This is a genomic window from Aquimarina mytili, assembly GCF_016735115.1.
GTDB lineage: Bacteria > Bacteroidota > Bacteroidia > Flavobacteriales > Flavobacteriaceae > Aquimarina > Aquimarina mytili.
Genome location: NZ_JAERQJ010000001.1, coordinates 1,034,843 through 1,054,537, shown reverse-complemented (window position 1 = coordinate 1,054,537; position 19,695 = coordinate 1,034,843). Strand labels below are relative to the sequence as shown.

The 19,695-nt window shown below is 32.0% G+C and carries 22 protein-coding genes and 1 pseudogene; 15 read left to right on the top strand and 8 right to left on the bottom strand.

Translation table 11 applies throughout. The features are described 5' to 3' along the window. Window positions 1–6: 6 nt before the first annotated feature. From JJQ60_RS04500 to JJQ60_RS04485, 4 genes are all read right to left on the bottom strand, one after another. Window positions 7–771 carry a 5'-nucleotidase C-terminal domain-containing protein gene (locus JJQ60_RS04500; protein ID WP_201917043.1) on the bottom strand — a complete coding sequence of 255 codons (765 nt, stop codon included), beginning with the start codon at window positions 769–771 and terminating at the stop codon, window positions 7–9. Between the two features lie 118 nt (window positions 772–889). Then, window positions 890–1,333 (bottom strand): hypothetical protein, encoded by a 444-nt coding sequence (locus JJQ60_RS04495; protein WP_201917041.1) that lies wholly within the window; start codon window positions 1,331–1,333, stop codon window positions 890–892. Then, window positions 1,326–2,507 carry an ABC transporter permease gene (locus tag JJQ60_RS04490; protein ID WP_201917039.1) on the bottom strand — a complete coding sequence of 394 codons (1,182 nt, stop codon included), beginning with the start codon at window positions 2,505–2,507 and terminating at the stop codon, window positions 1,326–1,328. The genes JJQ60_RS04495 and JJQ60_RS04490 overlap by 8 nt, the downstream gene beginning before the upstream one ends. A gap of 51 nt (window positions 2,508–2,558) precedes the next feature. Then, on the bottom strand, window positions 2,559–3,191 hold the full coding sequence (locus JJQ60_RS04485) for an ATP-binding cassette domain-containing protein (RefSeq protein WP_201917037.1): 633 nt from the start codon (window positions 3,189–3,191) through the stop codon (window positions 2,559–2,561). 99 nt (window positions 3,192–3,290) lie between these two features. Between JJQ60_RS04485 and JJQ60_RS04480 the strand changes: the two genes are divergently transcribed. Together JJQ60_RS04480 and folE are read left to right on the top strand one after the other, a co-directional pair. After that, window positions 3,291–3,692, top strand: coding sequence for a MerC domain-containing protein (locus JJQ60_RS04480; RefSeq protein WP_317193989.1), 402 nt, complete (start codon window positions 3,291–3,293; stop codon window positions 3,690–3,692). A 9-nt stretch (window positions 3,693–3,701) separates the two neighbouring features. Continuing rightward, a complete protein-coding gene (gene folE / locus JJQ60_RS04475) occupies window positions 3,702–4,370 on the top strand; it encodes a GTP cyclohydrolase I FolE (RefSeq protein ID WP_201917035.1) in 669 nt (222 codons plus the stop codon). A 252-nt stretch (window positions 4,371–4,622) separates the two neighbouring features. Here the strand turns inward: folE and JJQ60_RS04470 are convergent, their stop codons facing one another. The 4 genes from JJQ60_RS04470 to JJQ60_RS04455 form a co-directional block, all read right to left on the bottom strand. Further along, complete coding sequence (locus JJQ60_RS04470; protein ID WP_201917033.1) at window positions 4,623–5,600, bottom strand: NAD(P)H-dependent flavin oxidoreductase; 978 nt, start codon at window positions 5,598–5,600, stop codon at window positions 4,623–4,625. Window positions 5,601–5,775: 175 nt separating this feature from the next. Next, window positions 5,776–6,417, bottom strand: a complete 642-nt coding sequence (locus JJQ60_RS04465; protein WP_201917031.1) for a response regulator — start codon at window positions 6,415–6,417, stop codon at window positions 5,776–5,778. A 13-nt stretch (window positions 6,418–6,430) separates the two neighbouring features. Then, window positions 6,431–8,344, bottom strand: a complete 1,914-nt coding sequence (locus JJQ60_RS04460) for a tetratricopeptide repeat-containing sensor histidine kinase (RefSeq protein ID WP_201917029.1) — start codon at window positions 8,342–8,344, stop codon at window positions 6,431–6,433. Then, a complete protein-coding gene (locus JJQ60_RS04455) occupies window positions 8,337–10,265 on the bottom strand; it encodes a tetratricopeptide repeat-containing sensor histidine kinase (protein WP_201917028.1) in 1,929 nt (642 codons plus the stop codon). Before JJQ60_RS04455 ends, JJQ60_RS04460 begins: the two co-directional genes overlap by 8 nt. Before the next feature lie 168 nt (window positions 10,266–10,433). Here JJQ60_RS04455 and JJQ60_RS04450 point away from each other — a divergent pair, with 168 nt between their 5' ends. From JJQ60_RS04450 to JJQ60_RS04395, 13 genes and pseudogenes are all read left to right on the top strand, one after another. Further along, window positions 10,434–11,153 (top strand): hypothetical protein, encoded by a 720-nt coding sequence (locus JJQ60_RS04450; protein ID WP_201917026.1) that lies wholly within the window; start codon window positions 10,434–10,436, stop codon window positions 11,151–11,153. 4 nt (window positions 11,154–11,157) lie between these two features. Further along, complete coding sequence (locus JJQ60_RS04445) at window positions 11,158–13,365, top strand: leucine-rich repeat domain-containing protein (RefSeq protein WP_201917024.1); 2,208 nt, start codon at window positions 11,158–11,160, stop codon at window positions 13,363–13,365. A gap of 77 nt (window positions 13,366–13,442) precedes the next feature. Further along, window positions 13,443–13,811, top strand: a complete 369-nt coding sequence (locus tag JJQ60_RS04440; RefSeq protein WP_201917022.1) for a helix-turn-helix domain-containing protein — start codon at window positions 13,443–13,445, stop codon at window positions 13,809–13,811. Between the two features lie 21 nt (window positions 13,812–13,832). After that, complete coding sequence (locus tag JJQ60_RS04435; RefSeq protein ID WP_201917020.1) at window positions 13,833–14,471, top strand: hypothetical protein; 639 nt, start codon at window positions 13,833–13,835, stop codon at window positions 14,469–14,471. Window positions 14,472–14,553: 82 nt separating this feature from the next. Then, entirely contained in the window at window positions 14,554–15,237 is a 684-nt protein-coding gene (locus tag JJQ60_RS04430; protein ID WP_201917018.1) for a hypothetical protein, read from the top strand. 28 nt (window positions 15,238–15,265) lie between these two features. Beyond that, window positions 15,266–15,601 carry a hypothetical protein gene (locus JJQ60_RS04425; RefSeq protein ID WP_201917016.1) on the top strand — a complete coding sequence of 112 codons (336 nt, stop codon included), beginning with the start codon at window positions 15,266–15,268 and terminating at the stop codon, window positions 15,599–15,601. A 24-nt stretch (window positions 15,602–15,625) separates the two neighbouring features. Then, complete coding sequence (locus tag JJQ60_RS04420; protein WP_201917014.1) at window positions 15,626–16,222, top strand: imm11 family protein; 597 nt, start codon at window positions 15,626–15,628, stop codon at window positions 16,220–16,222. A gap of 39 nt (window positions 16,223–16,261) precedes the next feature. Then, window positions 16,262–16,648, top strand: a complete 387-nt coding sequence (locus JJQ60_RS04415; RefSeq protein WP_201917012.1) for a hypothetical protein — start codon at window positions 16,262–16,264, stop codon at window positions 16,646–16,648. Window positions 16,649–16,720: 72 nt separating this feature from the next. After that, window positions 16,721–17,386: an ankyrin repeat domain-containing protein gene (locus JJQ60_RS04410; RefSeq protein ID WP_201917010.1), complete on the top strand. Its 666-nt coding sequence runs from the start codon at window positions 16,721–16,723 to the stop codon at window positions 17,384–17,386. 7 nt (window positions 17,387–17,393) lie between these two features. Then, window positions 17,394–17,816 (top strand): hypothetical protein, encoded by a 423-nt coding sequence (locus JJQ60_RS04405; RefSeq protein ID WP_201917008.1) that lies wholly within the window; start codon window positions 17,394–17,396, stop codon window positions 17,814–17,816. Window positions 17,817–17,821: 5 nt separating this feature from the next. After that, a pseudogene (locus JJQ60_RS04400) lies at window positions 17,822–18,655 on the top strand (WG repeat-containing protein); the annotation flags it as partial. A 50-nt stretch (window positions 18,656–18,705) separates the two neighbouring features. Next, window positions 18,706–18,777: a hypothetical protein gene (locus tag JJQ60_RS21985; protein WP_317193993.1), complete on the top strand. Its 72-nt coding sequence runs from the start codon at window positions 18,706–18,708 to the stop codon at window positions 18,775–18,777. A 9-nt stretch (window positions 18,778–18,786) separates the two neighbouring features. Continuing rightward, window positions 18,787–19,695 (top strand): beta propeller repeat protein, encoded by a 909-nt coding sequence (locus tag JJQ60_RS04395; RefSeq protein WP_201917004.1) that lies wholly within the window; start codon window positions 18,787–18,789, stop codon window positions 19,693–19,695.

Genomic DNA, 19,695 nt, shown 5'->3' with positions numbered 1-19,695 from the left:
GTTTGTTTAGTTAATTTGCACAAATCGATCATCTATTACTGGCCTAATTGTATCAACTTTTTTAAAATAATCAACCATAGCATTTCGAATTTTGTAATTTAATATATAGGATTTTTCTCCATGTTCAAAAAAATACATCTCGTTACCACCATGGTACAAATAATCATTAGTCCCTACAAAATAGATCTCCTCATCCTTAATTTCTTTATCATTGATCAAGGCTTTGACTACATCAAAATTGGTATCAACAGTTAGTTTAAGCCCTGAAATAGGATGTGCTTTTTGAGATTTCTGTAAATACTCTATTAGTTTTTTGATATGTATACCTTTCATTTCTACTACAACAATACTATTTTCAAATGGCATAACCTGATAAGCGGTACGTGTGGTAATATTACCTTTCGGAATGGGTGCACGAATGCCTCCATAGTTCAATAGCACCATACTAATTGCATTTCCTATTCTTGATTTAAAAACTGGATTGGCTTGTTCTAAAACAATATCAGCCATTAAATTACCGATAGCCGTATTTAATCTTCCGTCTCCTTTGGAATATGTTTCTGGCGAATATGCTAATACACTATCAAGATTCTTCTGTACATTTTCTCTATACGGCTTTATAAAACTCTCTATATCTGGATCATAAGAAATACTGTCATTTATTTCGATTCTTGAACTCTCAACCTTTACAAGATGCTTATTTCTCTTGCAGGATGAAGAAAGTATTAGAAAAATAGGTAAAAAGAAACTTATATAAATTGTGTTTTTCATAAAGCCATTATAATTTGTTAGATATGTGCCGGATACAAAAATAGTTTGATCGAATGTCTTGCTTCAAAGTAAAAAAATTATTTCCACTCTATGCATTAGAGAACAATATTAATGCATTTTATTGTACTAATTTACCTATGGCATCTTTTATAATATAATTACAATGATCTACATCATCTGCGTTAAGCTCCAGAACACCTGTAACCTCAACAATCTGATCCATTTTAAACTTTGGTTTTTGCCTAAAGACAACTTCGACAACACTTTCTGGTCCCGCTCCTCCACAAAAAAAGCAGGAAGATCTTGGGTTTTTAGACAGTAAAAAAAACTCATCCTCATCAATAGAAAAATCTAAAAAATAACCTTTAACACGAATCCGATCGCCTTGATATGATTTTATAATAGGCCCAAATCTAGGTTTTAAAAAGATATCATCATATTTAGGACTATAAACATTATAAAATTTTACATCTGCAAAATCATTCCATGTCAATTTGTCTTGAGAACATAGACTGAATTTGGTAAATATTAAAAAAAGGATAAAGAAAACTATTTTATGCATGGGATATTGTTTTAGAAACGTTTAACTTAAATAAAGACAATGAGACCAAAATTGCTGCCAATAAGGTTGTTAGAATCACTAATATTAATATGAGTAACTCCTTATTTGTAGGCAAGCTAAATACAAAATGATAACCATATAAATCTTCAGTAAAAATTGAAAAAAACCATATACTTATTCTTCCTAGAAACCATCCTGCTATAGATCCTAATAAGGATAAGAAAAGCGCCTCTAGAAAAACCAATTTTATCAACTGAAAAGTATTGACACCATAGGTAAGCAACAAAGCCAACTCCTGTTTTCTTTCTCTTACAGTTTTTATTAAGTTTATAAATATACTTAACCCTGCCACTAACAATATTGCAACGGAAATACCATTAATTGTTTGAAAACCAACTCCTAAAAACCCCATTAATCGTTCAATTTCAAATTTAGGGAGTGCTGCTTGCATGGTAGTCTCGTCATTAATAAATCTGGACATTTGCAGAGCTCCTAAAGGGTTTCTAAATTTTACTAATAAAGAGGTTATTTCGCGTTCTTTTTCATACTCATCTTTATGATCACTATGCTCATCAACATGCTCTTCTTCATGATGGTGGTGCTCATTATCATGTTCATGTACTTCCCAAACACTTTCAAGATTCGTAATAATGAGATGATCAATAATTGTATTTGTTGGTTTTAATATCCCGGTAATGATAAATGGGTTTTCATTATGAGTTTCTAATACATTTTCAGCTAAACCATGAGAACTTATAAAGGTATCTCCTATTTGTAGATCAAGTTTTTTTGCTACACCACTTCCAATAACTACTTCGAATGGTTTTTCAAATAAACTTCCTTCTTGTAAACTTGCTTCATAGGTATTCAAATACTTATTGGTCGTACCCAAAATCCTAATTCCTTTATAATTATCTCCATATGAAACTGGTATCATTTCTTTAACCATAGGATTTTTGGCAATACGCATAGCCTCTTCTAATGATATATTACCAGTAGGGTTATCGATATGTAAAACCGAGGATAGTATAAGTTGTAATGAGCTTCCCTTTGCACCAATAACCATATCAAATGGTTTGATGTTACTTTCTAAATGCTGGTCAAGCTGATTTCTTATCTGCAAGACAAAAGTCGCTAACGAAATACTAAGCATCAATAACAAAATGCTCAACATAGTATTCAAAGGTTTAGAAATCAGATTTTTGTATGCCAGGTATAACAAGTTCTATAAAATTATATGATTATTAAAATGTGATTTTACTCGTTGATCATGGGTTATGATCACTAAATTACTTTTGCAGATCTGAGCCTCTCTTTTCAATAAAGAAATCACCTTTATACAATTACTATCATCTAAGTTTGATGTAGGTTCATCTGCTAGAATGACTTTAGGTTTATGTATAACTCCTAAAGCGATAGAGAGTCGCTGTTGTTGTCCCTCGCTTAGCTGATACACCTTTTTGTTTTGAAGATCAGAGAGCCCTAGATGCATGATCAATTCTTCTTTTCGATAACGATCACTTTTCTTTTTAGAACATCGTTCACGTAAAGTCAGATTCTCGAGCAAGGTTAAAGATTTGATGAAATACGCTTTTTGAAAAATCAACCCTATATGTTGTCCTCTAAAATAATCAAGTTGACTTCTTGTAAGTTTGTTCAAACAACTATTTGCAATAAAAATGTCTCCTGTTTTGGGTGGCAAAAGCCCCGCTAAAAGATGTAGTAGTGTCGTTTTGCCCACACCCGAAGGCCCTAAAATTAATATATCTTTTTCTGGAGGTAAATCAATATCAGGAAAGCAAAAGGTATGATTTTTTGTATTCTGATATGTAAACCTCAATGATGTCGTTCGGATCATAAAACCATTTTGTCAAAAATAAATAAATATTATTAACGCAACAAAGTTGCATTTATAAAATAATAGTATCTTTGCAGACTTAAACAAATACATTTTCTTGTGAACATATCGCAAATACGTAGCAACTCGGATACTTTGGGAATTATGGCAAGTAGCTTATGTTTAGCACATTGCTTACTTACTCCTATTCTTTTTATGGCTCATACGGGATCAGTACTCTTTCAAGATGAACATCCTTTTTGGTGGAAATCTTTGGACATTATTTTTTTAGGAATTTCTTTTATGGCAATTCGAAGATCTTCTAAAACCACCACAAAACCAAAAATGAAATATGCTTTTTGGATAAGTTGGATGCTATTATTCGTTATTGTGATGAATGAAAAGCTATCCATGTTTCCTTTAGCCGAAGAAACAATTTACCTGGCATCTTCATTATTAGTGATTTTACATGTCTACAATCTAAAATATTGCCAATGCGAACAAGGCTGTTGCAAACACTAAAATGAAACTATGAAAGTAACCAAAGAAGAAATAGAATCCATAGGAGATGCACATATTTCTAATACTACAGAGACTCCTTTACGAAGTGATGCTTTCGAAAAACCGGATGATGATAAAATCGAAAATATACAATATCATTTTTCGGAGATCATGAAAGAGCTAGGGCTCGATTTAACAGATGACAGTCTTTCTGGAACACCTTACAGGGTAGCTAAAATGTATGTCAAAGAGCTATTTTATGGTTTAAATCCTCTAAACCGCCCTAAAATTTCGACCTTCGAAAATAAATATGGGTATCAAAAAATGTTGATCGAGCAAAATATTAATATTGATTCTGCCTGTGAGCATCATTTTTTGCCTATTACAGGTACTGCACATGTGGGGTACATCCCAAAGGACAAAGTAGTAGGTTTGTCAAAAATTAATAGGTTGGTAGATTATTATGCACATCGCCCTCAAGTACAAGAAAGACTTTGCTTGCAAATATTAAAAGACTTACAACAGACTTTAGGCACTGAAGATGTAATTGTAGTAGTAAATGCGAAACATTTATGTGTTTCTTCTCGAGGAATTAAAGATAAAAGTAGTTTCACCACTACAATCGAATACGGAGGAAGTTTTACTAAGACCTCTTTTCGGAACGAGTTCTTAAGAATTATTGAAAAAAACAATGATTAATCTTTTTTTGAATGGATTTGCAATAAGAGACTGGTTATACAGAGTGTTGAAAACATTAAACCAATAGTAAAATGTAGAACATTCTACTTCTAAAAGGAAACAAAAACTTCAATCATGAATACACCACATAACCTCTAACCCCAATGCCATAAGGAGTTTGTCACATATAGTATCCCAAAATAGAATTACTTTATCACAATAATAGATCTCTAAAAATTATGTTTTATTATCTATTACCTATTTGCACTCTAATTATTTGTAAACATCCAATAGTTCATTCTGTTGCTGAATTGCCATTTTAAATTCAGTTTTTAGCTCAGAGATCAAATCACTTACACTGGGCGAATTGCTTATTGTTGCAACTCCTTGACCTGCCGACCAAATTGTAGACCAGGCTTTTGCTTCATTTTCATCAACAGTTAATTCATCTCCAAAATCAACTTTTTTCTTCCTGGCTAACATTTCTTCTGTAATCCCCATGGCTTTCAAACTTGGGCCTAAAAAATTTGCATGAACTCCAGATATGGCCGCTGTGTATACAATATCGCTTGCACCACAATCTATAATCATATCTCTATATGCTTTTGGTGCCTTGCTTTCTTCGGTATTAATAAAACGAGTTCCCATATAGGCCAAATCTGCTCCCATTTGCATCGCTGAAGCAATATCCCTACCAGAGGAAATACAACCTGAAAGTAATATTGTTTTCTTAAAGAATTTTTTAATTTCTGAAACTAATGGCATAGGATTTATAGTACCTGCATGCCCACCAGCGCCAGCTGCAACAAGAATTAACCCATCAACTCCTGCTTCATTTGCTTTTTCTGCATGACGTTTTTTAATAACATCATGAAACACCAATCCGCCATAACCATGAATTGTATCTACTAATTCTGAAACAGCTCCCAAAGATGTAATAATCAGTGGGACTTCGTGTTTAACACACAAGGCAAGATCGGCTTGTAATCTTGGATTAGAATGATGCACAATTAGATTAACACCAAATGGTGCGGCTTTTTTACCCGTTTCTTTTTCAAAATCTGAAAGTGCTTTTTTTATCTCAATAAGCCATTCTTCAAACCCTTCAGAAGTTCGTTGATTTAATGCCGGAAAAGTTCCAACAATTCCGTTCTTACAACATTCAATAACCAATTGAGGTCCAGATATTAAAAACATTGGCGCCGCAACTGCAGGCAAGGTTAATTCTTTGATAAAGGATGCTTTGCTCATTCTATACTTTATGTGTTAAAAGATGAATTCTAACGAAATCATCATCGATTTCTAATTCTTCTGCAATATAATATTATAATATGTATAGCCAAAAGCTTCATTAAACCAAATACTGGAAGTGCAAAGACCATACTAATTTAAAATATAAAAACCATACTTATTTTCAATGAGAAAACTATTCTACCAATCCTAACTTGATTGCATATCGGGTTAATCCTGCCAGATTTTTTACATTTAGTTTTCCTAATAGAGTCTTTCGGTACCCTTCAATGGTATGCTTACTTAGATTTAATTCTTCAGCAATTTCCTGAGTAGTATATTCTTGCGCAATTAGTTTAAGCACTTCTTTTTCTCTAGGGGTTAATGGTGATATACTATCGCGGTTCTTGTCAAACAAAAAACTTGTATATGACTTTTTTATACTTTCAGAAAAATAGGTTTTTCCACCTAAGATATCTCCTATTGCTTTGAGTAGTTCACTTTTTTGTGAGTTTTTAGGAACGTACCCATCCACATTATTTTTAATCAAATTTTCAATCATCCCTGGATCTTTATGCATACTAACAATTAGTGTTTTGATCGTTGGATAACTTTCTTTAACCAGTTGATTTAACGTAATCCCATCCATGTTTGGCATACTCAAATCGGTAATAATCAAATCTACTTGTTCTGATGAATTAATCTGAAGATACTTAATTACATTTTCTCCATCTTTGGCAGTAAATAAAACATTATATTCTGGCAAATCATCAAAAATACTAAGTAATCCATCCAGAAACATGCTATGATCATCTACTATAATAATGTTATAACTCATATCATCTATTTTTTTATATCGGAATATCTATATTGATTACCGTACCTCTGTCTGGTTTTGAATCTATATATAGTTTCCCATTAAAGTCCTTGAGTCTGCTTTTTATATTTTTCAGACCTATGCCAAACGTATTCTTATGGATATCAAACCCCATACCGTCGTCTTCAAAAATAAGTTTGATTTCATTATCAAGATGATCCAATTGGATAGCAACATCAGTAGCTTGAGCATGCTTTAAAACGTTGGTTAGTAATTCTTGTATGATGTTGAATAATTCAACCTGTACTTCTTGTTGAATCTGATTGAGTTTATCTTCTGGATAGGAATTAAAGATAATCGTTAAATCACTGGAGGATTGAACATTTTTTAAATATTCTTTTACAAGTGTAGTAAATGGGTTTTGTGAAAACTTTTGAGGGATCAGATTATGTGAAATTTCTCTTACCAAATCATATGTATCATCAATTTGATGAATTACTTTCTGAAACGAAGTTTTTCCTTTTTGTATGTTATCTAATTGAAGTTTGATACTAGAGAGGTTTCCCCCTACACTATCATGCAATTGTTGAGCAATACGTTTTCGCTCTTTTTCTTGCCCTTCTACAGAAGCTCTTACCAATTTCAGCTCCTGATCCTTAATCAAACCTGCGATTTTTTGTTGATTTACCTCAATCAATTTATTATTTAATTTACGTTGCGTTGTCATACGCTGATAATACGTATTCAGCAAAAATCCAATAGGTATTAAAAGGACACCAAACCCTATTAAAATTGACCATTTAATTATATTCTCATTTGCAATTTGATTATCCTTGATTAACTGTTCCTGTTGCAATTCCAGAATTTCATTTTCTTTTTCTGAGGTTTCATACTTTAATTGAAGGTCTTTTAATTCGATCTTGCTTTGAATACTATCTGTAATTCTAATTATTTCTCTTATTCTTTCTTGACTTTCATAGGCTTTCTTATAATTGTTATTTTCTGTATATAACATTTCTAATTCTTCATAAATCTTTTTCTCTATAAAATAGTTTTCTTCTTCTTGTATCATATCCAATGCTTTATTAAAGTATAACATTGCTTTTTCATATTCAGCATCATCACTATATATAACTCCCAGATTATAAGTTGCCTGTAACAATGTCCCATTAAAACCGTATTGTTCACTTATGGCAATACATTCATTGTAACTCGCTACTCTTTTATCAAATTCGGTGTAGGCATTACCAAGGTTTATAGTAATTATCGCAACACATCTATAATTTTTAAACTTTTTACAAGACTCTAAAGCCTTGTTATAATATTCAAAACTTTTCTCTACGTTATTTCTTGACTTTTCTATGTTTCCAAGATTAATATAAGATCCATAAAAAACTTTATTGTTATTTCCTTTATATGTTGAAATGTTTTCTTTGTAGATAGCTGCCGCCTTATCAAGCTCTCCCATTTTCTGATAAATTAGAGCTATTCCATTTTTATGAACTACAACCGACTCTTCACTACCTATTTTCTTGCCTATTTCTAAGCCTTCGAGATAATTTTCCAAAGCTTTTTCATACATCCCTTTATTATCATAAACAGAACCCAATTGTCGATAAGCACTAGACATACGGCTTTGATATAAGGTATCCTTTTCATTTTTTAATATTTCAATTACCTTTTCAGCATAATGGATGGTAGAATCATTACTTACTTTTACTTCATAATGGTGAGCCAGCACTCTATAGGCTAAAGATTTTCTAATCAAGCTTTTTGAATTCCCTATAATTGTATGACAAGCACTGGTAATACTATCCGAATTCGATTTAGAAATTTCAGTATACAGAGTTATCAATCTCAAGGAATCTGACTTTGTATCAAAAACCTGAGCTTTAGATACTGTAGATATACATAGGGATAAGATTAAGATAAGTACTATTTTATTCATACACTGAGGGGTTACCTAATGGGATATCTATATTAATGACTGTGCCTCTGCCCACTTTTGAATCTATATAAAGTTTCCCCTTAAAATCCTTAAGTCTATTCTTTATATTTTTCAAACCAATGCCAAAAGTATTCTTGTTCATATTAAACCCAATACCATTGTCTTCAAAAATAAGCTTTACTTCATCGCTAAGATGATCCAATTGAATTGCGACATCTGCGGCCTTAGCATGCTTTAGAACGTTGGTTAATAGTTCTTGTATCATATTGAATAATTCGACCTGCACCTCTTGTTGAATCTGGTTGAGTTTATCTTCTGGATAAGGATTAAAAATAATTGTTAGATCACTGGAGGATTGGACATTCTTTAAATACTCTTTTACCAAGGCAGTAAAAGGATTTTGTGAAAATTTTTGAGGAATCAGGTTATGAGAAATTTCTCTAACTAAATCATAAGTATCATCAATTTGATAGATTACTTTCTCATACGAGGTTTTTCCTTTTTGCATATTATCTAGTTGAAGTTTGATACTAGAGAGATTCCCTCCTACACTATCATGCAATTGCTGAGCAATACGCTTACGCTCTTTATCCTGCCCTTCAATAGAAGCCCTTACTAATTTTAGTTCTTGATCTTTAATCAATCCTGAGATTTTTTGTTGATTTACTTCGATTAATTTATTATTTAATTTACGTTGCGTTATCATACGCTGATAATATGTATTTAATAAAAAGCCAATGGGTATCAAAAAAATAGCAAACCCAATTAAAATTGACCATTTAATTATATTTTGACTCGCAATCTGATTATCCTTAATCAGTTGTTCTTGTCGCAATGCTAAAATCTCATTTTCTTTTTCTGAAGTTTCATATTTTACCTTTAAATCTTCATAAACAGCATCTTTTTGTATGCTATCCACTTTTTCTATTACCTTCCGTGTTTTTTCCTGATATTCATAGGCTTTTTTATAGTCCTTTTTATCATAATACAACATATCTAACTCCTCATAGATATATTGTTCCACATGATAATTGGATTGTTGTTTCGCCTTTTTTAAAGCCTTGTCAAAGTAGTCAATTGCAAAGTTGTACTTTTCTTTATCGCTATACAGTACCCCTAAATTATAAGTTACCAATAAAGCTAAATCCTCTATAGAGTTCTCTTCTGCTATTTTGATTGCCTTTCTATAGTTTTCTACTTTTTTATCAAAGTGTGTTTCTACATTATAGGCCGCACCAATATTTAAGTACAACTTTGAAATACACCTATAATTCTTTATATCATTACATATCGCAAGTGCCTTTTGATAATGTGAAATACTTTCATTCGTTTTTTCCTTTTCATAAGCAATAATCCCCAGGTTTATATACGTATTATAGGTTACTGCAACATTATCTCCCTTATAATTGGCCAGATTTTCTTCATAGATTTTTTGTGCTTTATCATACTCTTCGTTTTCAAGATAGATATTGGCAATTCCATTTTTATGAGTGATAACAGCCTCCTGATCATTAATTTCCTCTGCAATACTTAAACCCTGCAGATAATAATTTAGAGCTTCAGTTCTAACACCTTGGTTTTCATTAATGCTACCCAAAACTCTATACGCACTAGTAACTCTACTCAGATACAACGAATCCTTAGAATCCTTTAATTTTTCTATCACTTTTTCACAATAAAAAGAGGCAGAATCTAATACCCCTTTATTATCATAATAATGACTTAGAATACCATATCCTTTAGTAGTTATATTAACTCCTTTATTCTTTTTTATGATGGAATGTACCACATCTGCAATGCTATCTGGGTTGGTTTTATATATCAATTTATACAATTCACTCAACCTTTTATGATCATCAATCTGACAATACCCTATAGCCGTTATCATAAAAAGTAATATCAAAAATATTCTCTTGTGCATACTCTTCTTTGTATCCTGATTTTATAACAATCCAACAAAATTACAATAAAAATAAGATTGCATTACCCCTACTAATGGGGGTGCAATTTACATCAATGCTAGGGGTGTTTTTATCGCATTTATATGGCAACTTTGTATCAAACAATTAACTCATAAACAAATTTACTGATGAATCAAGAACTTCAAAATCAATGTATCAATCTTTCTAAAGAAAAGGATACAGATATAGCTCAAATGATGGATAATTTGATTTCAGAGAATACTTGGAAGTTTCCTTACAAAATTTCTAAACTTATACACGAAAGAGAAACTATACTTTATTACAATGGAGATCTAGAGATTAATGAAGACTTATCTCTGTTCAAAGCTAAAATAGATGGCCTAATCATAGAAGGAAACTTAACTATTAATGGCACCCTACAAACCTATAGTTATCCTGAAACATTTTTATTGGTAACTGGAGAGCTCACCGTCGATTTTCTTAAAAATAGCGGCATGTTGGAAGTTGGAAGAAACCTGACTTCTAATCGGGCTATCATAGGAGATTACAACCATGGTTTTGTATCTGTGCATGGAGCGGCCAAAACCCACTTCTTTTATCCTGAACAACACTTTTTTTCTATTCATGGGGCGATTAATTTTGACTACGCATTGGGAGATTCTTATGGCCTAAATGACAATCAAAATCCAGAGATTTTTAAAATCAATCAAATGGAACTAGATGATGTATTAACCCTATTTCATGAAGAAGTTATTCAACTAATAGATCCCGATTTTTTCGAATTGAAAAATGAAGAGGAAGTACAAGATGTTGAAGAATTATTAGATTTTTTAGAAATAAACGACATCATCAAAAGAGTAGAACAAAATCAACCCATATTCAAATAAAAAAATGAAACATCACTTAGAATATAAAGACAGTAAAAGCCGAAAATTTTGGCAAATAACCAAAGAGAAACTTTCTATAATCATCACTTTTGGAAAAATAGGAACCGAAGGTAAAACACAAAGCAAAAGCTTTGATACAGAAGAAAAAGCAGGCACCTATTACCAAAAACAACTATTCAAAAAAGTAGATACAGGATATCTATCCAAAGACCTACAATACGAAATTAAGGCTTTCGGTGAGTTGGGAATTCAGGATAATTTACAAAGCAGTATTGATCCAGATGAGCAATGTATTGTTTTTAAAAATAATGCTGTGATACCGCATAGCCTCTTATTAGATTATAATGAAAAACTTCTATACAATGAAGAACGCTCGATTGCCGGGATATATGCCGAAGGTGACCTTATCGTAGAAGGATCTATTTATAATGCCGAAATGGATTTTGGACCTTTTTTAATTGTTAATGGTGATTTAAAAGTAAATAGTCTTTTATGTGGTGGTTCAGAAATGATTATCAAAGGAAATTTAGAGGCAAAATACATAGCTCATAAATACAATCATGGCTATATTGAAGTAAAAAGAACAACAAAGGCACAATTGGCAGTTTGCGAATTTTGGGAAGGCCTAAAATTCGCAAATTACACAGGGTATGCCTTTACTGCTGGATATGATGAAGTAGAAACCTATTCAAATAACAAACAGATTGATGATGAAACCTACTCATCTTCCGATTTGTTAAAAGCAGGAGGGAATATTATGAATTTCATTTCAGCAATGTATCAAGACAAACCTTTGCTAAAAGAAAATGCCTTAACTATCCAAGAGAAAATCACCAAACTACTTCAAAAAAAATTAGAAAAACCAGATAGTGTAAAAAGACTATCGCTGGAAAACAAAGGATTAAAAGAAATCCCAAAAGAAATATTTCAATTTAAAAATTTAGAAGAACTAAACATTAATCAAAATATCATTTCTAGTTTACCTGCTGAAATAAAAGGCTTTTCAAAACTTAAGAGACTCTTTTTTAGTGATAATAAGTTTGAAGTGTTTCCAATGGTAATCACAGAGATTGAAACTTTAGAAAGTATAGAAGCCGAAGGAAATCATTTTAAGCATATCCCAGAGGAAATAGGAAACCTAACTAATCTTAGGAGTTTAAATCTATATCGTAATGCTTTACTCCACCTTCCAAAGATCTTATCTAGTTGTTCTTCGTTAGAGAGAATTAATTTAAGACAACAGGAAACGGGGATATGGGATATTCCAAAATATGATGCCTTTACCCCATCAAATTTTCTTGAAATACTTGCAACCTTACCGAACTTAAAGTACTTTGATGTAGATTGGAATCCTATCATTGAATTACCAGATAGCCCTTTTGTTAGTCAAAATCTTCAAGAAATATCGATTAAAGGAACACTTATTAAGAACTCTTCTGTAAAACATCCCTTTGTTAAAATAGATACAGAATCATCTGTAAAGCGTATTACCGATAAAATAAAAGAATTGAGCAAGTTTTCTGAGACAAAAGACAAAGAATTATCCGCAGAATTTTATGCCAAAAAACTTACTTTCGCCATTGAAATGGCTGCTCATTTCTTTGATACTTATGATGAAATCCAATCAAATTTTGAAGAAGAACTTTCTAAATACTTTGAAAATAGGACAAAAAGTCTATCAGACAGTTATCACCATCTAAAATCATGTTTAGAAGAAGTTCAAAATCTAACCAAAAAGTATTCTAAGAATGAATTAGTACAAAGTATTCACAGCTGTGTAAAAGATTTATATGAGCGAGAATCTATCTTTCATGAAGGATATGAAAATATTCCATTGCCAGAATTAGGTTCAAGTAAAAACTACTTATATGACGTTGCTCAACGATATTTTAAAATCCGCGCAAGACATGTTGAAAAGTTCGAGAAAATAGAAGTTAGATTTTTTACGTTAAATGCAGAAATTCCTTCAGAAATTTTTAATCTAACAAATGTAAAGCACCTATCATTAAAGAACTGCCACATTACAGGTATTCCTGAAGAGATTTCAAAACTTAAAAACCTTGAAATACTAGACTTAGAATATAACAATATAGAAGACATTCCACAATCTATTCTAGAGTTGAAGCACTTAAAAACGTTGATCCTTAATTACAATCCGATAAGCACTATCCCTGATGAGTTAAGGTCAATTAAATCTAAAATAAAGCTCTAGCATATAAGGAAGCATATAATGCCTCCGCTATAAAACCAGCAATATGCCGTAGTGTAAAACTTAAAACCAAACTCAAGATGACCGATGATAAAGCTAAAAGCATTCTTAGTAGTTTTTTTGAGCTAGAGAAAGCATATTTTTATAAGGATATAAATTGTAACCTGTATAATACCGCCAAAAGACTAAATACAAATCAAGCCTATCTTTCACGAATAGTTAATGAGTATTTACATATGTCATTTAGAGAATATATAAACAAATTAAGGATTCAGTATTTATTAAAGATATATCATGATGACCATAAATTGAAATATTATACAGTAAAAGCAATTGGTCAGGAATTGGGATTTAAAAGCACCAATACGTTTAGAAAAGCATTTAAGGAGTATGCCAAAACAGAATTTTCGAATTACAAAAAGACTTCACTACTACTAGATCAACAATAAAAACATAAAGTGTAAACCATTATGAATACTAAAGATAATGCCCATAAGATCTCGATTGAAGAAGCAAAGGCAATAATTTTGGAAAAACACCCCGAAATATTGACTACCAATCCTTTTGAATTAGATGAAGCTTCTATTTCAACTGAAGAACCTAAAATTCAATTGTATGAAGGTGATGTGTCTTTTGATCAAAACTTTGCAGTCAGATCAGAAACTATACTGGTTAACGGATCACTTAAGGTAGACGGACTGATAAGCGATTGTAACTTAGCTGATGTTACCTCTCTTATTGTTTTGGGAGATGTGATAGCAAAGCATATGCACATCTGTGGCAAAATGGTTGTTGGCGGTAACATCATTGTTGAGGAATTTATATATCTAAATTCTTTTAATAATTATACGTTCCATGTCTTTGGTTCTCTTGAATCTAAAGTACTTATGGAAGAAGGTATGAGAACATGGATAAGAAATGAAATTGAAGTTGATAAAGCATACTCCTTCCAAAATAGCATTCGGCAAGGAGTGGATATGGCTCATTTTGTTGAACGATATAATGCAGATCCGATAGATGTATTTTTAGAAGAATTTCTTGATGGCGAATATATAGAAAAAGATAAAGTGTTAGAAGCGCAATCCAAAGGTATCTCTGTATTAAAATAAATCAGAACCACGAAGTCAACGAAAATCAAAATATGTATTCAACTACCGTATCTAAACGTTTTTAAAAATTAAATATCAACAGATGAAAGCAGTAAAATTAATTTTCCTACTTCTTTTTTTGCTTGGCAATTTTGTTCCCATTATTGCGCAAAAAAGCACCAAAGCGAACAAAAGTTTGCCTCTATCCAATATTGAAGCTATTATAGCACGTCCCACCATTACAGGATCTGCCTACGGAGCAATCACAAAAGTAGTTACGTATCTATTGCTAAAAGACGGAACTATCTATAGCAGACCATATTTAAGTCCATTAGATTTTGATGTTGATAACTCCAAAACTATAGAAAAGCATCGTTGGGGTACCTGGGTAAAAAAAGGAGAATTGCTGTCTGTACACTTTAAAAGTCAAAAAGCATGGAAAAACGTTTACGGCACATTACCAGCAGCCAATACTCAAAAAATTGAAGGTATTTTTCAGACCGCTGGAGGATTTTCAAAATCCAAAGCACATAGATTCAATACTTTAATTTTGGAGAAGAACGGTCGCTTTACCTGGCGCTATTTTTATCGAACAAAAAAAGTGTACCAACCTCATAAAAGCGATAAAAAAATATCGGGTAGCTATATCATTTCGGGCTATACTATCACTTTTACTTTTGACGATGGATTAACAGAACGCTTTCTTTTTGCAAAATATCGGACCGGTAAGGGTATTATCATTGGAGATAAAAGCTTTTATACTTTTTCTCACCCCCTTCTAAAATAAGCATATAAATATCTGTAAGAAGAAACAAATGACAAAAGTTCAGAAAAATAAATTAAAAACAAAACTGGGAATACTTTGCATTCTGTTGGGTGCTACACTAAGTATTTGGGCTGGATATCGTTTTAGTATTGATGTGTATTTGGCTACAGCAAATACATCTATACCAGCCGATACATTTGTTTATGCCCCCATAATCTTCTTCTTAGGTTTAGGTTTGATTATTATAGGAATCTTAGAATTAAATGGCAGTAATAAACGAAATGAAAAATTAGTACAACAAAAAGAGGAAGAAAAATGGGAACGATTGAAAGACCTGGACAAATTATTTAAAACCAAAGTTAATTCGAGTAAAAGAAAAAAATGAAAAACGAATAAAAAGTAAAAATTTATGAAAACAAACGATAAGATAAAATTTCAGCGATGGAAAAGTGATTTTGAAAACAAGTTTTGCGCCTTTAAGTACATGTATGTTGAAGAACAAGATGAAATAGACAATGGCATCTCTGTACTTGATTCTTTATCTGAGGAGATACTATGTGAGGCAAGAGACTATGATAAATTAAACCAACTAGCTGATAATCTTTATGGCACCGGCTATCCAGTAGTATCTGATAAGTTAAAATCTTTTTTGGAGAAAAAAATTGATAGTAAACACATAGAGTTCTTACCTGTAACACTAATTGATCAGCAAAAGAGAAATATTCCTGGGGAGTATTATCTTATAAATGCATTGCGTGTAGTAGACTGCATAGATATCGAGGCATCCGGAGTGGTTTGGAATCCTTTAGAACCATCCGAGATAATGCATTATGAAAAAGGTTTAGAACTTCAAGAATCAAAGATCCCAGAAAACTTGAAATTATTCAGGCTAAAAAAACATTCGTCTACAATTATTGTAAGGTCAGATCTGGTAACAGAAATTGAACAAACGGGATTTTCTGGACTTTACTTTCCAGATGCAAAAGGTTATATGGGTGTGGGTTAATTAATAGATCATCTTATAATAATTTCAATAAAATAATACATGAAAGACGTAAGAAAACATATTGAAAAAAACTTTAAAGTGATTCTGCCAGAAAGACTTAAAAACTTTTATGATAATAAAGAATATAAGCAATACCATGGACTATGCGCGCATTCTTTAATGTATTACCAATCAGATTTGAAGTTTGAAGTAAAATTTGACGATAAGAGAGCATTTGAAGAAGCCTATATCGAACTATACGGAGATACACAATATGTTACGAATATTGAAGGAAAAATTCCATTAACCCAATTAGGAGAAGAATATAAATTTCTATTTGTAGATATCTTAACTCCTAAACTCGAGGTATTTCAATTAGAAGCCTCAGAATGCAAGTTTTATCTCTACAAAAATTCTTTTGATTTGTTTTTAGAGTCTTTGGTTTAAACCTCTAGTAGCAAGAAGTGATGTGGTTAAGATGTAATAGTGATTTATAGTACAAAGACAATTTTGAAACAAATGAGTATTCTAGAAAAAATAAGAAATCTGTTTAAAAGAAACCCTTTTGATCATGTACCACCACTTCCTATAGACCTAGAAGTACGAGATCAATGGGGAAGAACACCTCTTCTTGCACTTTGTATTACCGAAGATGTAGAAATGGCAGCAGCATATATTCAACAAGGTGCTGATGTAAATGCTGTACAGCATGTCACAGAATATACCTCCTTAATGATAGCCGCCATGAAGAATAATATCGAATTGACTGAAATTTTAATCGATGCCGGAGCTGATGTTAACTATATGAGTACTAAAGAGCTTATTGGAGGCAAAACACCATTAATTGAAGCGGCAACTCATAATGCTTTTGATGTGGCCAAGGTATTAATACAACATAAAGCCGACATCGAATTAAGAGGATATAACCAAAAGTCTGCTTTAATGACTTCTGCAGAAAAAAATGCACTAAAAATTGTACAGCTTCTGCTATCTAACGGAGCAGATACAGAGCAAAAAGTATTTGATCGAACTGCCATATGTTATGCAGCAGAAAATAATCATTTGGATATGGTAAAATTACTTTTACAACATAAGGCAAAAACAAAACCGCTTAGACAAATAGATCGCAATAAAATACATCCACAAATAATGAAATGGATAAAATCTAATAAAATTTTTAAATAATTTCAAAATGAAAGACTTTACACTAGTAACTGAAGAAGAACTAAACCAACGTATAAACACTAAAAGCCTACTCCCTTCAGAAGGAGATTATGGGCTGGATTGTCTCTATTATAAAGGCGACCTAGAAATTGACAATCATTGGTTATTTGATGATAGCTTTTATGAGATCGCCGATCAATTCCCAGAGGCAGAAATAGGTACCATTGCCATAGAAGGTAACCTAACCATTAAGGGTAATTTACAGATCTCAGACAGAGTATTTTGCTTAGTAATTACAGGAAATATAAACTGTGAAAACTATGAAACTTTTGAAACAGAAGTATATCTCGGGGGCAATTTAAAAGCTAAAACATTTCGTGACAACGATTCTTTGACAACCGTAAAAGGTGAATTGTTAGTAGAAAAAATATATAAACCTTATGAATATTAATCCAGATGAAAACAGATCTATATTATTATATCAACACCCAAGGAGAAAAAGTAATACTAGATGAGCATATGTCTTCTAATGATCGTTTTTCTGAAGGGAAAGCAAGCTACCATAGAGTACAAAAAGAAGGCAGAAAGACAATTCGGGAAGATGTAATTATCGACATTAAAGGTAATATCCTTTTTGAAACACCAAGGGTATTAGCACCTTTTAGTGATGGTTTAATTTGTTGTGAAGAAGGTTATCGCAATGAAAAAGGAGATATTGTTCTTCCTATTACCTGGAAAGCTAATTATACCAAATATAAATTAAATGATACCACATACATCGATCTTTCCTGGAGGTTTTTTAATGGATTAAAACGAGTGGCAACATCAGGTAAAAACGGAGTCAATGGTTTTATTAACCAATCCGGAGAAATCGTAATCGAACCTCAGCATGGTAAAGCGACAGATTTTTTTGGGGATTATGCCATAGTAGAAAACTATAAAAGTAAAAACCCTATTACCTCTATTATAAATAACAAAGGTGAACTACTTTATGATTTACCAGATTTTGTGCCACTATATCATATAGATCATCAAGGTTTTATTCCGTATATCCTTAGAAACAAAAAAAATCAATTATGTTTTTGGGATGTAACAAATCAAAAAAGTGTTGAAACCGATATCTCCTATGATATAACAAATTTTCATAAATCACATAGTAAGTACCTAGGTTTCTACAACGGATATTGTCAATTATGTATAAAAGGTAAATGGGGTTTAATAGATACTGATTTTAATTGGGTGATAGAACCAAAATTCAAAGAAATTGGCCTAATGAGTAAGGGTTTGATTGCTGTCAGAAAAAAGATGCGTATGGCTATGCAAATAGTAAAGGAGAAACTATTATCGATTTTAAATATAGACAGGCATCTATGTTTTCAGATGGTTTGGCTGCCGTGAATGAAATTGTTTAAAGTAAAGTCATGAAAATACAAAAAGAAGATTTAGAAGATTTCAAAGGGCATAGTATTTATAAAGGTATAGTACGTTATAACGACCTATACTACTTTCTAACCACAAATGATAACAATCAGGAAGTTAGATTGTTTACCCTTGATAGAGAAGAACTCGGTTTTGATGATATTTCGTTTAATTTTATCTCTGCCTCAGTTTGTTACCAACCTAATGAAAAATTTATCGCTTTGGGGACAACAGGTGAAGTCATTTGCATTGGTGGCGGGGAAGCTGGTGAAGAGTCTCCTATTCCCATCTCAAAAGGACTTTTAAAAGAAGTTAGAGGTATTGCACAAGGAAAAGCTTTTGCAGTGGGAAGTGGTAGACAAGCCTATTGTAGAGATGATGCTGATCATTGGATTAGAATAGATCATACTGCACAGCAATTTTCTAAAGAAATAGATCCTATCGATACCTGTTGGGAATCTATAGATGGATTTGACGAAGATGATATTTATGTAGCGGGTTGGTTAGGTGAAATCTGGCACTATAATGGTAAAAAATGGCAACTACTAGAAAGCCCAACAGATTTAGATCTTACCCGAATACGATGTGCGGATGATGGTACTGTATACGCCTGTGGGCAAATGGGAACCTTAATTAAAATTGAAAATAAGAAGTGTAGCATTATAGATCAAAACCTTACTGAAGATACTTTCTATGGGATGGCGTGGTTTCAAGGAAAACTCTATTGTAGCACGATGCATAATGTATACTACTATGATGGAAAAAACCTTAAAGAAGTAGATTTTAAAAAGAATAGACCTAATACTTTTCATCAATTGAGTGCCAGGGATGGGATACTTTGCTCGTTTGGAGAAAAAGATGTAGTAGAATTCAACGGAAAAGAATGGATAGCAGTATTAAAAATTAAGTGA

Excerpts from the sequence above, each read along its gene's own strand:
- JJQ60_RS04500 (WP_201917043.1), bottom strand. The coding sequence starts at position 771 with ATGAAAAACACAATTTATATAAGTTTCTTTTTACCTATTTTTCTAATA.
- JJQ60_RS04495 (WP_201917041.1), bottom strand. The coding sequence starts at position 1,333 with ATGCATAAAATAGTTTTCTTTATCCTTTTTTTAATATTTACCAAATTC.
- JJQ60_RS04490 (WP_201917039.1), bottom strand. The coding sequence starts at position 2,507 with ATGTTGAGCATTTTGTTATTGATGCTTAGTATTTCGTTAGCGACTTTT.
- JJQ60_RS04485 (WP_201917037.1), bottom strand. The coding sequence starts at position 3,191 with ATGATCCGAACGACATCATTGAGGTTTACATATCAGAATACAAAAAAT.
- folE (WP_201917035.1), top strand. The coding sequence starts at position 3,702 with ATGAAAGTAACCAAAGAAGAAATAGAATCCATAGGAGATGCACATATT.
- JJQ60_RS04470 (WP_201917033.1), bottom strand. The coding sequence starts at position 5,600 with ATGAGCAAAGCATCCTTTATCAAAGAATTAACCTTGCCTGCAGTTGCG.
- JJQ60_RS04465 (WP_201917031.1), bottom strand. The coding sequence starts at position 6,417 with ATGAGTTATAACATTATTATAGTAGATGATCATAGCATGTTTCTGGAT.
- JJQ60_RS04460 (WP_201917029.1), bottom strand. The coding sequence starts at position 8,344 with ATGAATAAAATAGTACTTATCTTAATCTTATCCCTATGTATATCTACA.
- JJQ60_RS04455 (WP_201917028.1), bottom strand. The coding sequence starts at position 10,265 with ATGCACAAGAGAATATTTTTGATATTACTTTTTATGATAACGGCTATA.
- JJQ60_RS04450 (WP_201917026.1), top strand. The coding sequence starts at position 10,434 with ATGAATCAAGAACTTCAAAATCAATGTATCAATCTTTCTAAAGAAAAG.
- JJQ60_RS04445 (WP_201917024.1), top strand. The coding sequence starts at position 11,158 with ATGAAACATCACTTAGAATATAAAGACAGTAAAAGCCGAAAATTTTGG.
- JJQ60_RS04440 (WP_201917022.1), top strand. The coding sequence starts at position 13,443 with ATGACCGATGATAAAGCTAAAAGCATTCTTAGTAGTTTTTTTGAGCTA.
- JJQ60_RS04435 (WP_201917020.1), top strand. The coding sequence starts at position 13,833 with ATGAATACTAAAGATAATGCCCATAAGATCTCGATTGAAGAAGCAAAG.
- JJQ60_RS04430 (WP_201917018.1), top strand. The coding sequence starts at position 14,554 with ATGAAAGCAGTAAAATTAATTTTCCTACTTCTTTTTTTGCTTGGCAAT.
- JJQ60_RS04425 (WP_201917016.1), top strand. The coding sequence starts at position 15,266 with ATGACAAAAGTTCAGAAAAATAAATTAAAAACAAAACTGGGAATACTT.
- JJQ60_RS04420 (WP_201917014.1), top strand. The coding sequence starts at position 15,626 with ATGAAAACAAACGATAAGATAAAATTTCAGCGATGGAAAAGTGATTTT.
- JJQ60_RS04415 (WP_201917012.1), top strand. The coding sequence starts at position 16,262 with ATGAAAGACGTAAGAAAACATATTGAAAAAAACTTTAAAGTGATTCTG.
- JJQ60_RS04410 (WP_201917010.1), top strand. The coding sequence starts at position 16,721 with ATGAGTATTCTAGAAAAAATAAGAAATCTGTTTAAAAGAAACCCTTTT.
- JJQ60_RS04405 (WP_201917008.1), top strand. The coding sequence starts at position 17,394 with ATGAAAGACTTTACACTAGTAACTGAAGAAGAACTAAACCAACGTATA.
- JJQ60_RS04395 (WP_201917004.1), top strand. The coding sequence starts at position 18,787 with ATGAAAATACAAAAAGAAGATTTAGAAGATTTCAAAGGGCATAGTATT.